10 protein-coding genes are annotated in these 15233 nt (G+C 72.2%); 5 read left to right on the top strand and 5 right to left on the bottom strand.

The genetic code is table 11. From position 1 onward, the window contains the following. Window positions 1-2: 2 nt before the first annotated feature. Window positions 3-5132 carry an Lhr family helicase gene (locus ACSC1Q_RS22680; protein ID WP_436760708.1) on the bottom strand — a complete coding sequence of 1710 codons (5130 nt, stop codon included), beginning with the start codon at window positions 5130-5132 and terminating at the stop codon, window positions 3-5. A 317-nt stretch (window positions 5133-5449) separates the two neighbouring features. Between ACSC1Q_RS22680 and ACSC1Q_RS22675 the strand changes: the two genes are divergently transcribed. Next, on the top strand, window positions 5450-5938 hold the full coding sequence (locus ACSC1Q_RS22675) for a VOC family protein (protein ID WP_436760707.1): 489 nt from the start codon (window positions 5450-5452) through the stop codon (window positions 5936-5938). A gap of 147 nt (window positions 5939-6085) precedes the next feature. Next, window positions 6086-6280: a DUF3046 domain-containing protein gene (locus tag ACSC1Q_RS22670; RefSeq protein WP_350972642.1), complete on the top strand. Its 195-nt coding sequence runs from the start codon at window positions 6086-6088 to the stop codon at window positions 6278-6280. 243 nt (window positions 6281-6523) lie between these two features. On the opposite strand, the gene ACSC1Q_RS22665 is transcribed toward ACSC1Q_RS22670, so the two are convergent. Beyond that, a complete protein-coding gene (locus ACSC1Q_RS22665; RefSeq protein ID WP_436760706.1) occupies window positions 6524-6802 on the bottom strand; it encodes a hypothetical protein in 279 nt (92 codons plus the stop codon). Window positions 6803-7150: 348 nt separating this feature from the next. On the opposite strand from ACSC1Q_RS22665, the gene recA reads away from it, so the two are divergent. From recA to rny, 3 genes are all read left to right on the top strand, one after another. After that, on the top strand, window positions 7151-8287 hold the full coding sequence (gene recA / locus ACSC1Q_RS22660; protein ID WP_436760705.1) for a recombinase RecA: 1137 nt from the start codon (window positions 7151-7153) through the stop codon (window positions 8285-8287). A 14-nt stretch (window positions 8288-8301) separates the two neighbouring features. Next, on the top strand, window positions 8302-9288 hold the full coding sequence (gene recX, locus ACSC1Q_RS22655; RefSeq protein ID WP_436760704.1) for a recombination regulator RecX: 987 nt from the start codon (window positions 8302-8304) through the stop codon (window positions 9286-9288). A 285-nt stretch (window positions 9289-9573) separates the two neighbouring features. Then, entirely contained in the window at window positions 9574-11187 is a 1614-nt protein-coding gene (gene rny, locus ACSC1Q_RS22650) for a ribonuclease Y (protein WP_436760703.1), read from the top strand. 253 nt (window positions 11188-11440) lie between these two features. Here rny and ACSC1Q_RS22645 read toward each other — a convergent pair whose 3' ends face one another. The 3 genes from ACSC1Q_RS22645 to ACSC1Q_RS22635 all read right to left on the bottom strand — a co-directional run bounded on the left by ACSC1Q_RS22645 (window position 11441) and on the right by ACSC1Q_RS22635 (window position 15186). After that, window positions 11441-13327 (bottom strand): S9 family peptidase, encoded by a 1887-nt coding sequence (locus ACSC1Q_RS22645; protein ID WP_436760702.1) that lies wholly within the window; start codon window positions 13325-13327, stop codon window positions 11441-11443. A gap of 243 nt (window positions 13328-13570) precedes the next feature. Continuing rightward, complete coding sequence (locus tag ACSC1Q_RS22640; RefSeq protein ID WP_436760701.1) at window positions 13571-14521, bottom strand: amino acid ABC transporter permease; 951 nt, start codon at window positions 14519-14521, stop codon at window positions 13571-13573. Beyond that, window positions 14518-15186 (bottom strand): amino acid ABC transporter permease, encoded by a 669-nt coding sequence (locus ACSC1Q_RS22635; RefSeq protein ID WP_436760700.1) that lies wholly within the window; start codon window positions 15184-15186, stop codon window positions 14518-14520. The genes ACSC1Q_RS22640 and ACSC1Q_RS22635 overlap by 4 nt, the downstream gene beginning before the upstream one ends. Window positions 15187-15233 lie beyond the last annotated feature (47 nt).

Genomic DNA, 15233 nt, shown 5'->3' with positions numbered 1-15233 from the left:
TTCTACGCCCTCAGGCGCAGGCCCCTGGGGGTCGGGTGGAACCCCGCGGACTCCAGGGCGGCGCCCAGGGGGGAGTCGTTGATGGCGGTGCCGTCCGCCCGCTCGACGGTCAGCTTGCCCAGCGCGCCGTCGCGCACGGCGAGCGCGAGGGCGTCGACGGCGGGCTGGAGCCGCTCGTCGGCGGAGAAGGACAGCAGGGTCTTGCCGCCGCGCTCGACGTAGAGGATCAGGTGCCCGTCGACGAGCACGACCAGGGCCCCGGCCTTCCTGCCCGGCTTGTGGGACACCTCCCCGGGATGGGCGGGCCACGGCAGGGCCGCCCCGTACGGGCTGGCCGGGTCGGCGGACGCCAGCACCACCGCCCGCCGCGCGTCTCCCCCCGCCCTCTCCGGCTTCCGCGTGCTCCACGGGTCGGGTGCCGGTGCCGCGTCCGGCCGCGTGGGCGCGCGCATCCGGTCGACGGCGCCGGGGAGGGCGAACTGGGCGCCGCCCAGCCCCTCCACGAAGTAACCCCTGCGGCACCGGCCGCTCTCCTCGAAGGCGCGGAGCACCTGGTATACGGCGGCGAACCCGCCGGGCAGCCGCTCCGAGGTCACCGCGCCCCTGGTCACCACGCCGTGCCGCTCCAGCAGCACCTCGGCCTGGGCGTGGGCGCGCTGGGTGCCGTCCTCCGCGAGGGCGGGCAGCGCCCACCAGCGCCCGCCCACCGTGGGAGGCCCGCTCCTGGTCGGCAGCACCGCCCGCCGCCGCCGGGTCGGGGCCGGGCGGTGCGCCGGGCGTCCCGTCCCGAGGACGGCCCGCAGCGGCGCCAGCGTGTCGCCGGTGATCCGGCCCGACCACACCAGGTCCCACACGGCGGCGGACAGGGCACGGTCGTCCGGGACGGCACCGGCGAGCGGGACGCCGACCCGGGCGCCCAGCTCGCGGAAGAACAGCGCGCCCCCGCCGCCCAGGACCTCCAGCACCGCCTCGTGCACCGGCGTCAGGGTGATGTCGGCTGGGCCGGGCATCAGCAGCGGCGCGGTGTCGGCGAAGTAGAGGGACACCCAGCCGTCGCCACCGGGCAGCGACCCCTGCCCCACCCAGATCACCTCGCCGGACGCCGTCAGCTCGTCCAGGAACGACGGGTCGTATCCGGGCACCCGCGAGGGCAGGATCAGCGTCTCCAGCGCCGACGCGGGCACCGCCGCGCCCTGCAGCTGCTCGATCGCGCCCACCAGCGCGTCGATCGGCGGCCTGCCCCGCTGCGGGGTGCCGGAGATGCCGTGCCAGGCGGGCGCGAAGGCGGCCAGGGTCTCCGCGGGGACCGGCTCCACCTCCTTGCGGAGCCTGGCCAGGGACCTGCGGCGCAGCATCCGCAGCACCCCCGCGTCACACCACTCCTCGCCCCGGCCACCCGGCCGGAACTCCCCGCTCACCAGCCGCCCCGAGGCTGCCAGGCGGCGCAGCGCGTCGGTGACGACCGCGGGACCGAGGCCGAACCTGGTCGCGGCGGTGCTCGCGAGGAAGGGGGTGCGCGTACGGGCGTGCCGGGCCAGCAGGTCGCCCAGCGGGTCGTCGACCGGCTCCAGGAACGCGTGCGGGACCCCCACGGGCAGCGGCACGCCGAGCGCGTCGCGCAACCGGGCGGCGTCCTCGATCGCCGCCCACCGCTCCTGCCCCGCCACCCGCACCCTGATGGCCCGCCGGGCGCCCTCCAGCGCGGTCAGCCACGCCGGGTCGCCCTCGCGCACGCTGACGTCCTCGGCCACCAGGGGGCCGTGGGAACGGAGCAGGTCGGCCAGGTCCTCGGCGTCGCGCAGCGGCCGGTCGAGCCGGGCCAGCTCCCGCTCGGTGTCGGTGATCACGTCGAGGTCGAGCAGCTCGCGCAGGTCCGCCTGGCCCAGCAGCTCGGCCAGCAGGGTCGTGTCGAGCGCGAGCGCCTGGGCGCGGCGCTCGGCCAGCGGGGCGTCCCCCTCGTACATGAACGCGCCGATGTAGTTGAACAGCAGCGACGCCGCGAACGGCGACGCCTTGTCGGTCTCGACCTCCACCAGCCGGACCCGCCGCGCCTCGACGTCGCGCATCAGCCGGACCAGCCCCGGCACGTCGAACACGTCCTGGAGGCACTCGCGCATCGTCTCCAGCACCACGGGGAACGAACCGTAGCGGCCCGCCACGTTCAGCAGGTGCGAGGCGCGCTGCCGCTGCTGCCAGAGCGGCGACCGCCTGCCCGGCACGCGGCGCGGCAGCAGCAGGGACCGCCCCGCGCACTCGCGGAACCGCGCCGCGAACAGCGCGGAGCCGCCCAGCTCCTCGGTGACGATCCGCTCGATCTCGTCCGCGTCGAAGATCGCGACATCGGACGGGGGATCGGAGAGCGTGTCGGGGATGCGCAGCACGATCCCGTCGTCGGAGTGCACGGCCTGCACGTCGACGCCGTAGCGCTCCCGCAGCCGCCGCCCGATCGCCAGCGCCCACGGCGCGTGCACCCGCGCCCCGTACGGGGAGTGCACCACCACCCGCCAGTCGCCCAGCTCGTCGTGGAACCGCTCGACCAGCAACGTCCTGTCGTCCGGCACGTAGCCGGTCGCCTGCCGCTGTTCGGCCAGGTAGGAGAGCAGGTTGGCGGCGGCGTACTCGTCCAGCCCGGCCGCCCTGATCCTCCCCAGCGCCCCCTCCCGCGCGCTGCCTCCCGCGCTTGTGCTTATGCCTCCCGCGCTTGTGCTTGTGCCTCCCGCTCCCGCGTGTCCCGCCTCTCCGTTTCCCGCTCCCGCGCCTGTGTCTCCCGCTTCCGCGCTTGTGCTTCCTGTGCCTGTACTTCCCGCGCCCCTCGCCTTCGCGCTTCCCGCTTCCGCGTTTCCCGTTCTTCCTTCTCCGCTTCCCGTGTCTCCCGCTCGCGCGTCTCCCGCTCGCGCGTCTCCCGCTTCCGCGCCCCTCGCTTCCCCGCTTTCGGCTCCCGGGCCGCCCGCCTTCGCGCCTCCCGTCCTCGCGCTTCGGGCGGTCCCGCCGCCCGCCTCGGCGTCCGCGCCCGCCGCCGACATCTCGCGGAGGAACGCGCCGATGGCCCTCCCCAGCTCCGCCGGCCGCCCGGCGGTGTCGCCGTGCCAGAAGGGGAGCTTTCCCGGCTGGCCGGGGGCGGGGGTGACCAGCACCCGATCGGCCGTGATCTCCTCGATCCGCCAGGAGGTCGCGCCCAGCACGAACACGTCCCCGGCCCGCGACTCGTAGACCATCTCCTCGTCCAGCTCGCCCACCCGGGAGGACTTCTCCCCGACCAGGAACACGCCGAACAGCCCCCGGTCGGGGATCGTGCCGCCGTTGGTGACCGCGAGCCGCTGAGCTCCGGGACGGCCCCGCAGGGTGCCGGTCACCCGGTCCCAGACGATGCGCGGCCGCAGCTCGGCGAACTCCTCGCTCGGGTAGCGCCCGGCGAGCATGTCGAGCGTCGCCTCCAGGGCGCTCCTGGGCAGCGTCCGGTAGGGGGCGGCCCGCCGCACGACCTCCTCCAGCCCGTCGACCGTCCACTCGTCCATCGCGGTCATCGCCACGATCTGCTGGGCGAGCACGTCGAGAGGGTTGCGCGGGTAGCGCAGGTCCTCGATCTCCCCGCTCCTCATCCGCTCGGCCACCACGGCCGTCTGGACGAGGTCCCCCCGGTACTTCGGGAAGATCACACCACGTGAGACGGCTCCCACCTGGTGCCCGGCCCGGCCGATCCGCTGCAGGCCGCTCGCCACGCTCGGCGGCGCCCCGACGCAGGCCACCAGGTCGACCGCGCCCATGTCGATGCCGAGCTCCAGGCTGGAGGTCGCGACCACGGCGGGCAGCCGCCCGGACTTGAGCGCCTCCTCGATCTGGGAGCGCTCCTCCTTCGACACCGAACCGTGGTGGGCCCGCACGATCTCCGGGACGACCCCCTTGGCCGCGCCGGCCTGCGCCATCATCGCCGCCGGGGTGGAGAGGGAGGCCGGGGGCACCGGGAACCCCTCGGCCCAGTGCACCGGCTCCGCCCCCGCCCCCGCCGCGTCATCCCCGGCCCCGGCCGGCTCCTCGGCGGTCTCCCGCCGCTCCCACGCCAGCTCGTTGAGGCGGGTGCACAGCCTCTCGGCCAGCCGCCGGGAGTTGGCGAACACGATCGTGGAACTGTGGCTCCGGATCAGCTCGAACAGCCGCTCCTCCACGTGCGGCCAGATCGACCGCCTGGCCGGGGTCTCGGTCAGCCAGCGGTCGTCGTCGGGGGAGGGCGGGGCGGGGGGCGTGTCGAGCTCGGTCATGTCCTCGATCGGGACGACCACCTCGACCTCGATCTCCTTGTCGGAGAGCGGCTGGACCACGGTCGCCGGGCGCGGGCCGCCCAGGAAGGCGGCCACCTCGCTCACCGGCCGGACGGTCGCCGACAGGCCGATCCGCTGGGCGGGCTGGGGCAGGAGGGCGTCGAGCCGCTCCAGGCTGAGGGCCAGGTGCGCGCCGCGCTTGGTGGCCGCGACCGCGTGCACCTCGTCGACGATGACCGTCTCCACGCCGCGCAGCGCCTCGCGGGCCTGGCTGGTGAGCAGCAGGAACAGCGACTCGGGGGTGGTGATCAGGATGTCGGACGGCCTGGTCGCGAACCGGCGCCGCTCCTCCGCGGGGGTGTCACCCGACCGGATCGCCACCGAGATCTCCGGCACCGGGAGACCGAGCCGCCGCGCGGTCTGCCGCAGCCCGGCCAGCGGCGCCCGGAGGTTGCGCTCGACGTCGACCGCGAGCGCCTTGAGCGGCGACACGTACAGGACCCGGCACGGCCTCACCGGCTCCTCGTCCCCCCGCGAACGCCCACGCCCGCGCCGGGCGCCCGTACCGGCCGTCTCACCGGCCGCGCCCGCACCGGCCGTCGAGCCCGCGCCGGCCGCCGGGTCCGTACCGGAGGAGGCGGCGCCCGGAGGGGAGCCGGGAGCGGAGGAGGCGAGCCGGTCGAGCGACCAAAGGAAGGCGGCCAGCGTCTTGCCGGATCCGGTGGGCGCGACCACCAGGGTGTTGTCACCCCGGGCGATCGCCGCCCACGCCCCCTCCTGGGCGGCGGTCGGCGCGGCGAACGCCCCGGCGAACCAGTCTCTGGTCATCCGGGTGAAGTGATCGAGCGCCCCGCCCGCCCCCGTCGTCTCGCTCATCGCCGCCCCCTGACTCCCGGCCCGGCTGACGAACCGGGTCACCGCCAATACTGCCCGGCCCCACCGACAGAACCCGTCACCGCCCGGTCGGTGACCGGATGATCGGCGGAAGCGGACGGCTCGCGCGCCACCTGCGGATACCTGATCCACCGATGCCTCGGCCGGACCACGGGAGACCGGACGGGAGACCGGGTTCGCGGCGTTCGCGGGGGCGGTGACCGTTCGCCACCATGACATGACGTCCGGGATAGGTTGGCTCCCTGTCGTTGAGGACATGGCTTTGACGAACACACGACGTATTGAGTGGTGAGCTAACGGTGAGCATCGACCATCAGGCCATCGAGGCGACACGCGAGCGGATCAAGGCGGAGCACCTCAGGGCTCACCGCCCGCCGAGCAGCGCGAGGGGGCTGCACCACTTCGCGCTGATCTCCTCCGACGTCGAGGCGACGATCGCGTTCTACCAGGACCTCCTGGAGTTCCCGCTGACGGAGATCTTCGAGAACCGCGACTACCGGGGCTCGAACCACTTCTTCTTCGACATCGGCAACGGCAACCTGCTCGCCTTCTTCGACTTCCCGGGCCTGGACCTCGGCCCCTACAAGGAGGTCCTCGGCGGGCTCCACCACGTCGCCATCTCCGTCGATCCCTCCACGTGGGAGCGTCTGCGGGGCAAGCTGGAGGCCGCGGGCGTCCCGCACCAGGTCGAGAGCGGCGCGTCCATCTACTTCGCCGACCCCGACGGGGCCCGCCTGGAACTGCTCGCCGACCCCCTCGGCGAGATGTACGGCTCCCGCGTGCTCTGACGCCCCGTCCTCCCCGCTCCCACCCCTTCACTCCGTTTCCGCCCCGTTCCGTCCGGCGGGGGCCGGGAGAGCGGGACACGGACAGGGAACGGGCCGACGGCGCGCGGGGCGGCTCGCGTCACGCCGGAGTGGATCCATACTTGAGGCATGCGCCTATCGGATTTCTGGAAGCGGATGAAGTCACACTTCGGCGACCAGTACGCCGAGTCGTGGGCCCGCGACTACGTCATCGCCGATCTCGGAGGCCGGACCGTGATCCAGGCACTCGCCGAGGGGGTCGGCGCCAAGGAGGTCTGGCACGCCGTGTGCGGGGTGACCGACGTCGCGCCCAGGCTCCGCTGAGGGGCTGAGGGGCTGAGAGGTGGAAAGCGCGAGGGCCGGAAGTGTCAGGGCCGGGAAGCGTGAGGACCGGGAAGCGTGAAGGGCGGCCGGTGAGCGCGGAGGACCGTGAAGCCCGATCGAACGGGTGAAAGCCCGAGGGCACGTGCAAGCCTTGAGCGTACGGCGAGGGATCGGACGGGCCGAGGGAGGGCCCGAAGGCCCTCCGAGGGGTGAGTGAGGCCCGGGGGAGTCTGGGAGGGCCGATCAGGACGGTTCCGTGAGCGGGGCGAGGAGCTGCTCCACCGAGTCGGCCGCCCGTGCGAGATCGTCGGCGCTCTCCTCCCCGTCCGGCGACCACAGGAACATCCAGCCGTCCCTGACCGGGGTGGCGAAGACGATGGTCTGCCGGTGGCTGTCCGGATGCCACACCCACAGCACCGGGGCGGTGCCTCCGAGGGTGCGGCTCGCCAGCCCTCGTTGTCGCAGTTCGGTGGCCAGGGAGTCGAGATGGGCTAGGCGTTGCTGCGTGAACGCGTTGGGCACGTCGGGCACCTCGGGTCGTTTCCCCTCAGGATCACTCCAGGTCAGCCCGGTTACAACAGGTCCGAGGTAATTCTTGGAAATGTCGCTTCCTGGATGGGTCCCCCGCCTCCCGGAGCCATGGGCCGCCGGCCGTACGTGGCCGTGCCCGGTCGCACGCGAAGGAGCCGCCGGGGGCGTTCCGCGGCGGTTCGCGACTCCCGTAACGTATGGTGCCAACGAGCGGCGATCGAACAATCGTTCGGCTATATTGAACAGGCCACCACTCCTGGCGTGCCCTCCCGAAATTGTCGGCGGCACCCCGTAGCTTTCTGGCAACCGATCCAACCCGCGACCCTTCAGGGGGCTCCCATGGCAGCTAACGACCGCGAGAAGGCGCTTGAGACCGCACTCGCTCAGATCGAGCGGCAGTTCGGCAAGGGCTCGATCATGCGCCTGGGCGACGAGACCCGGGCGCCCATCGAGGTGGTCCCCACCGGCTCCATCGCGCTCGACGTGGCCCTCGGCATCGGCGGCTTCCCGCGCGGCCGCATCGTCGAGGTCTACGGTCCCGAGTCCTCGGGCAAGACCACGGTCGCCCTGCACGCGGTGGCCAACGCCCAGCGCGGCGGCGGCATCGCCGCGTTCATCGACGCCGAGCACGCGCTCGACCCGGAGTACGCCCAGAAGCTGGGCGTCGACACCGACGCGCTGCTCGTCTCCCAGCCCGACACCGGTGAGCAGGCGCTGGAGATCGCCGACATGCTGATCCGGTCCGGCGCCGTCGACCTGCTGGTCATCGACTCGGTCGCGGCCCTGGTGCCCAAGGCCGAGATCGAGGGCGAGATGGGCGACAGCCACGTCGGTCTCCAGGCCCGTCTGATGTCCCAGGCGCTGCGCAAGGTCGCCGGAGCGCTCAACAACACCGGCACCACCGCGATCTTCATCAACCAGCTCCGCGAGAAGATCGGCGTCATGTTCGGCTCGCCCGAGACCACGACCGGTGGAAAGGCGCTGAAGTTCTACGCCTCGGTCCGTCTCGACATCCGCCGCATCGAGACGCTGAAGGACGGCACCGAGGCGGTCGGCAACCGCACCCGGGTGAAGGTCGTCAAGAACAAGATGGCCCCGCCCTTCCGCGTGGCCGACTTCGACATCCTCTACGGCGTCGGCATCTCCCGCGAGGGCGGCCTGATCGACATGGGTGTCGAGCACGGCTTCGTCCGCAAGTCCGGCGCCTGGTACACCTACGAGGGTGACCAGCTCGGCCAGGGCAAGGAGAACGCGCGAAACTTCCTCAAGAGCCACCCGGACATGGCGAACGAGATCGAGAAGAAGATCAAGGAGAAGCTCGGCGTCGGCCCGCGCGTCGACAGCCCGGCCACCCCGCCGCCCGCTCCCGTGGCCTCCGCCCCGGCCGCCGCGTCCGGCCGCGCGTCCGCCACGGCTTCCGCGGCGTCCGGCCGCGGTTCCAAGGCCGCCGCGGCTCCCAAGCCGGGTGACGCCTGAATCCGGGCTGATCGATGACCACGGGACCTGACTCCGGTCCGGCCTGCGAGGCCGGGCCGCGAGACTGGGGTGCCTGGCCCGACGAGCCTCGGGCGGCCTCACCGGGCCGGCGCGGGCGCGACCACGCCCCGTCCGTCCCGGAGGAAGGCTTCCGCGAGGAGGCCGCGGACTCCGGGGGTGACGGGCCACGAGGCCGGAAGAAGCGCGCCTCACGGCGTGGGCGGCGGTCCGGGGGCGCTACCCCGGGCTTTCTTCCCGACGGCCCCGACGGCCCTGACGGATTCAACGGCCCCAACGGATCTAACGGCCCTGATGGACCCGACGGGTTCGACGGATCTGACAGATCCGCTGAACCCGAAGGACCTGACGGATTCGGCGGACGTGGCAGGTCGGGTGGACGCGGCAGATCCGGCGGACGTGGCGGGTTCGGCGGGCGTGACAGGTCCGATGGGCCGGCCGAGGGGTCCCGGGCGATCCGGGAGACCGAAACCGATCCGCAGGCGGTGGCCCGGGGCATCTGCCTGCGGCTGCTGACCATGGCGCCGCGCACCCGAGCCCAGCTCGCGGAGGCGCTGCGCAAGCGAGAGGTGCCCCAGGAAGCGGCGGACGCCGTGCTGGAGCGCTTCTCCGAGGTCGGGCTCATCGACGACGAGGCGTTCGCCGCGGCATGGGTGAGCTCGCGCCACGCCGGGCGGGGCCTCGCCAGAAAGGCCCTCGCCTCGGAGCTCCGCCACCGGGGGGTGGACGAGGAGACCGTGAAGGAAGCGGTGGACCGGCTCGATCCCGAGGAGGAGGCGGAGACCGCCCGTCGCCTCGTGCGGCGCAAGCTCTCCTCGACCCGGGGTCTGGAGCCCGCGGTCAGGACACGCAGGCTGGCCGGCATGCTCGCCCGCAAGGGATACGGTCCCGGCCTGGCGTTTCGCGTGATCCGCGAAGTGCTGGAGGACGAAGGGGCGGAAACATCGCCATTCTCGGAGGATCAGGGCTATCCACTCGACTAGTTCAAAGCAGCTTGACAGCGGGTCTTTGCTTGCTCGTTACCTCTCTGACGCTTAATCTCAACGGCAGTGAGGAGTTACTCCGCGCAGCGCGGATTGTCATAGCGGTGTAATACGGACAAGCAGGCTTGGCGGATGAGGACGGGACGACGGACCGGCGGGAACAGCCGGTAGGCGATCCCCTCTGGGTTCACTCCTGTCCCGATGGTGCGCCTCTTGAGCTTTCCGTGCCGTGCGTGTGACCCCTCGTGTGCCTGATATTTGCGACGCGAGGAAGGTGAGGCGCGCATGGATCCGGTCGTGGTCGTCATGTTGACAGTGACGGTTGTGGCTCTCGCCGTGATGACAGCCGTGCTGGTCGTGTTGCTGCGTCGTATCGGTGGAGCCGGGGCCTCGAAGGGCCCCACGCCCGAGCAGGAGGCCGAGGTCCAGGCCCACCTGGAGGAGGCCAGGCGCGAGGCCGCCGACATCCGGGCGAAGGCCCAGGACGATGCCGGAGAGCTGCTGCGCAAGTCGGAGACGGCGATCGAGGCGGCGGCCGAGATGCGCAAGGAGGCCGAGGCCGAGGGCAAGATCCTGAAGTACGAGCTCAAGGAGCTCCGGTCCGACCTCGAACGCAGGGAGAACCGGCTGGCGGAGCGCGAGCAGCGTCTCGACGAGGAGGCCAGGCGCCAGGCCGACCGGGCCCGCAAGCTCGCCGAGACGGAGACCGAGCTGGCCGGCCGTCGCGAGGATCTCGAACGGGTCGCCGAGGAGCGCAAGACCATCCTGGAGCGGGTGTCCGGGTTCACCAGCGACCAGGCCAGGGCCGAGCTGGTCAGGGAGATCGAGAACCAGGCCAAGCGCGAGGCCGCGCTGATCATCAGGGAGATCGAGGGAGAGGCGCGCAAGGAGGGCGAGAAGCGCGCCACCAAGATCGTCACCCTGGCGGTCCAGCGGGTGGCCACCGAGCAGACCGCCGAGTCCGTGGTGAGCGTCCTGCACCTGCCCGGTGACGAGATGAAGGGGCGCATCATCGGCCGTGAGGGCCGCAACATCCGGGCCTTCGAGTCGACCACCGGCGTCAACCTGATCATCGACGACACGCCGGAAGCCGTGCTGCTGTCGTGCTTCGACCCGGTCCGCCGCGAGACCGCGCGGCTCACCCTGGAGAAGCTCGTCCTCGACGGCCGGATCCATCCGCAGCGCATCGAGGAGGCCCACGAGCGCAGCAAGGCCGAGGTCCAGGAGCTGTGCGTGCGCGCGGGCGAGGACGCCCTGGTGGAGCTCGGCATCACCGACATGCACCCCGAGCTCGTCACCCTCCTCGGCCAGCTCCGCTACCGCACCTCCTACGGCCAGAACGTGCTCGGCCACCTCATCGAGTCGGCCCACATCGCCGGCATCATGGCGGCCGAGCTGCGGCTCGACACGACGCTGCTCAAGCGCTGCACGCTCCTGCACGACATCGGCAAGGCCCTCACCCACGAGGTCGAGGGCAGCCACGCGCTCATCGGCGCCGAGATCGCCAGACGATACGGCGAGCACGAGGACGTCGTCCACGCCATCGAGGCCCATCACAACGAGGTCGAGGTCAAGACCGTCGAGGCCGTTCTCACCCAGGCCGCCGACGCGATCAGCGGCAGCCGTCCCGGTGCCCGCCGCGAGTCGCTGGAGGCCTACGTCAAGCGGCTGGAGCGCCTTGAGGAGATCGCCACCTCCTACGAGGGCGTCGAGAAGGTCTTCGCCATGCAGGCGGGGCGGGAGATCAGGGTCATGGTGAAGCCCGACGCGGTCGACGACATCCAGGCCCAGGTGATCGCCCGCGACGTCGCCAAGCAGGTCGAGGAGGAGCTCACCTACCCCGGCCAGATCCGCATCACGGTCGTCCGCGAATCGCGGTCCACCGAGTTCGCCCGCTGACCCCGTTAACCCGGCTGACCCCGCCGCACCTGTCCAATCTGGAATCCGTCCGCCCTGGAACCCGCCGAACGCGTCGCCCCCCACCGAGCCCACCGTGCGCGCCGATCCCGACCAGCTTGCCGACCCTGCCGAGCCCGCCGTGCGCGCCCGGCCTGCCCAACCCGCCGAGCGCACCGAGCCCGCCCGGCCGGGGAGCACATCGATCTGCCCGGTTCCCCGGTCCGTCCGGGCCGCCGGGCCCCCGGCCCCTCGCTCAGGAATGGAAGATCTGCTGGTAGAAGGCGAGCTCGGTGGCCAGGGCCGCGCTACGGGTCTCGGCGCGGCGGAAGCCGTGGGCCTCCCCCTCGAACGTGAGGTAGGTGCAGGGAACGCCGCGTTCGGCGAGAGCGTCGGCGAAGGCCTGCGACTGCGCCGGGGGGACCACCGGGTCGGACAGGCCCTGGAGGAGCAGCATGGGGCAGCTCACCCCCGCCACCCGGCCGACGGGCTCGCGGGAGGCGTACAGGGCGGCGTCCTCCGGGCCGATCAGCCACTCGACGTAGCGTGACTCGAAGTCGTGGGTGGTCGCGCTGAAGTTGGCGAGCCCGCTCACGCCGTAGTAGGAGACGCCTCCGGCGAACGCGTCGGACGCGCAGCAGGCCGCCATGACCGTCCAGCCGCCCGCGCTACCGCCCCGGATCGCGATGCGCGCCGGGTCGCCCAGCCCCTCCGCCGCCAGCCACTCGGCCGAGGCGATCGCGTCCTCGACGTCGACCACGCCCCACTCACCGCGCAGCCTCTCGCGGTAGGCGCGGCCGTAGCCGGTGGAGCCGCCGTAGTTGACGTCGAGCACGCCGATGCCCCTGCTGGTGAAGAACGTCTTCTCCAGGTCGAGCGCGCCGACACTGTTCCCGGTCGGCCCGCCGTGCACGAAGACGACGTACGGCGCGGGGCCCTCGCCGCGCGCCACGGGGTTGGACGGGGGATAGAGGAACGCGTGCACCTCGCGCCCGAACCGGCCCTCGAACTCCACGGGCCTGGCGAGCGGCAGGTAACCGGGCGCGGGCAGCTCGTTGACGTCCCGGCGGAGCTCCTCCGCCCGCCCGGTCACGGTGTCGATCCGGACGATCGACCGGGGCAGCGCGGGACCGTACCCGATCCCGACCACGGTGTGCCCGTCGTTGGCGAGCACCACCTCCCAGCCCTCGTAGGGCACGTCCAGGTCCCTCAGCGCGCCACTGTCCGGGTCGAGGACCCCCAGCCGCAGGTCGCCCCGCCCGTGCAGGACCGCGAGGCTCCCGTCGTCCATCGGCGCGTACGGCACCGCGCCGAGCTGCCACAGCGGCCCCGCGAACTCCTGCTCCGCCGGGTGGAGCGCCCTCGGTGAGTCGCCGTGAATCCCGACCAGGTAGAGGTTCCACCAGCCCGACCGGTCGGAGACCAGGTAGAGGTGCCCCTCGTCACGCCACTGCGGGGCGAGCACCGACTCGGAGGTGCCGCCCCCGACCTTCCAGGAGCTGCCGTCGTCCAGCCGGGAGATCCACAGCTCGGTGCCGTTCCACGGCATCCTGGGGTGGTCCCAGCAGATGAAGGCCAGGTGCTCGCCGTCGGGGGAGACGGCGGGGGCGGCGTAGAAGTCGTGCCCACCGGCCCGCTCGCGCGGCTCGCCCTCGCCCTCGCCGGACAGCGGGATGGACACGATCGACCGGCTCACCCGGCCGTCGTCGTGGTGGCGCTCCCTGACGCACCAGATCTGCCCGTCGTGGACGACCAGGTCCGCGTAGCGCAGGGACGCCGGCTCCTCGGGCTCCGGCGTGATCGGCCTGGGCTCGCCGCCGGTGGGCAGCAGGTAGAGCCGCTGGTCGACGAAGTTGGCGAACACCACGCCCTCGCCGGGCACCACCGCGTACGACCGCCCGCCGTACTCGTGGACCCTGGTCCTGGCGCTCCACGGCGCGCCCAGCAGCTCGCGCTGGGCGCCGTCGGCGCCGCGGTGCACGATGGTGGTCCGGCCGCCCTCGGCGGGACGGTCCTCGGTCCACCAGACCTCCTCGCCGAGCACCGTCGGGTATCCGAGGCGCAGCCCGGAACGGGCGACGTCGGAGGTGGAGACCGGCGACGGCCAGGTGGCGTACGGCAGGACGACCTGCTCGGGGGACATGGCGCAATCCTGCCCGATAACCCGCCGCGTGTCGCCGGTATCACGCTCGCGTCATCCGAGATATGCCGCGAGTGAACCGCGCGAGCCGTGAGATCGGAGGGAATGATGAGATGAGGGCCGTTGGTCCGGTCTCTTCCGTAAGCCGACCTGCGGATGTTTTCACCCACCCGGCGCGCAGGGCCGGGTATGCGGAAGGGCGGCCACCGGGTCCGGTGACCGCCCTTCCGGCTGACTACGGTGTTCCTACGGTGCGGGGGCGGTGGGGGTCCCGATGCCGCCCTCGACCGCCGTCGGCGAGTCGGGCCGGGCGATCGGCTTGGCCGAGGTCTTCCTGCTGCGACGGCTCCGCCGCTCCAGCCAGGTCGCGACGGCGCCCACCATCACGTTGATGATGATGTAGATGATCGCGATGACGATCACAGCGGGAATGATGTTGTTGAAGTTGGAGGGCAGCACGCGCGCCCCCGCGTTCAGCAGGTCCTCGAACGACACGATGAAGCCCAGGGCGGTGTCCTTCAGGAGCACCACCAGCTGCGCCACGATCGCCGGCATCATCACCGTGACCGCCTGCGGCAGCAGGATCATCCGCATCACCTGGCCGGGACGCATGCCGACCGCGAGCGCGGCCTCGCTCTGCCCCCGGGGGATGGACAGGATGCCCGCCCGTACGATCTCCGCCAGCACCGAGCCGTTGTACAGGACGAGGCCGGTCACCACCGCCCAGAACGGCGTCACGGTGAGCCCGAAGACCGCGCTCCCGCCGAACATCACCGCGAAGATCATGATCAGCAGCGGGATCGCCCGGAAGAACTCGACGACCGTCCCCGAGGCGCGGCGGATCCAGGCGTTCGCCGAGAGCCGGCCGATGCCGAAGACGAACCCGAACGGCACCGCGATCACGGCGGCGACCGCGGCCGCGCTCAGCGTGTTCACCAGGCCGGGCAGGATCAGGTTGACCCACACGTCGCCGCGCAGGAACGGCGTCCACAACTCGGCGCTGAGCTGGTTCTTCTCGTCGAGCTTGGTCACCATCACGTACGCCGCGAACAGCACGGCGAGGACGACCAGCACGGTGAGCACGGTGTTGCGCATCCGGGCCTTGGGGCCGGGGATGTCGTACAGGACGCTGACGCGTTCCGAGCTCTCGACGCGGCGCTTGCGCGCCGGGGGCCGCTCGGTGGTCACCGCGGTCATCGGACCACCGCCAGGCGCTTGGCGAGCCAGCCGAACAGCAGCCCGGTCGGCAGGGTGAGGATCAGGAAGCCCAGCGCGAACCCGGCGAAGATCTGGATGACCGCGTCGCCGTGCGCCTCGAACAGCGTCTTCATGGTCAGGGACGCCTCACCCACCCCGATGGCCGCGGCGATCGTGGTGTTCTTGGTCAACGCGATCAGGATGCTGCCCAGCGGGGCGATCACCGCGCGGAACGCCTGGGGCAGCACGATCAGCCTCAGGTTCTGGCCGAACGTGAGCCCGATGGCGCGCGCCGCCTCCGCCTGGCCGACCGGGACCGTGTTGATCCCGGCCCGGATCGCCTCGCAGACGAACGCCGCCGTGTAGGCGGACAGGCCGATGATGGAGAGCCACAGGTAGTTGGTGGACAGGCTCTCGGAGAACGAGACGTCCAGGACGAGGCCGAGGCCCAGCCCGCAGAACACGATCACTAGGGTGAGGGGGGTGTTCCGCAGGACGTTCACGTACGTCGTGCCGATCCCGCGCAGGACCGGCAGCGGGCTCACCCGCATGCCCGCGAGGATCGTCCCGAGCACGAGCGCCACCAACCCGCTTGCGAGGGTGAGCCGGATGGTCAACCAGAAAGCGCCCAGAATGACCGGGAATTCATCGAAGAGTGCCTGCACTCAACCCTCCAGAGGTCACAGAGCCGGGGCGTTCGCACGCCCCGGCC

The sequence above is a fragment of the Streptosporangium heterodermiicola genome, assembly GCF_051390675.1.
Taxonomy (GTDB): domain Bacteria; phylum Actinomycetota; class Actinomycetes; order Streptosporangiales; family Streptosporangiaceae; genus Streptosporangium.
Note: the sequence above shows the minus strand (reverse complement) of the source record. Positions and strands in the feature narration are given on the sequence as shown.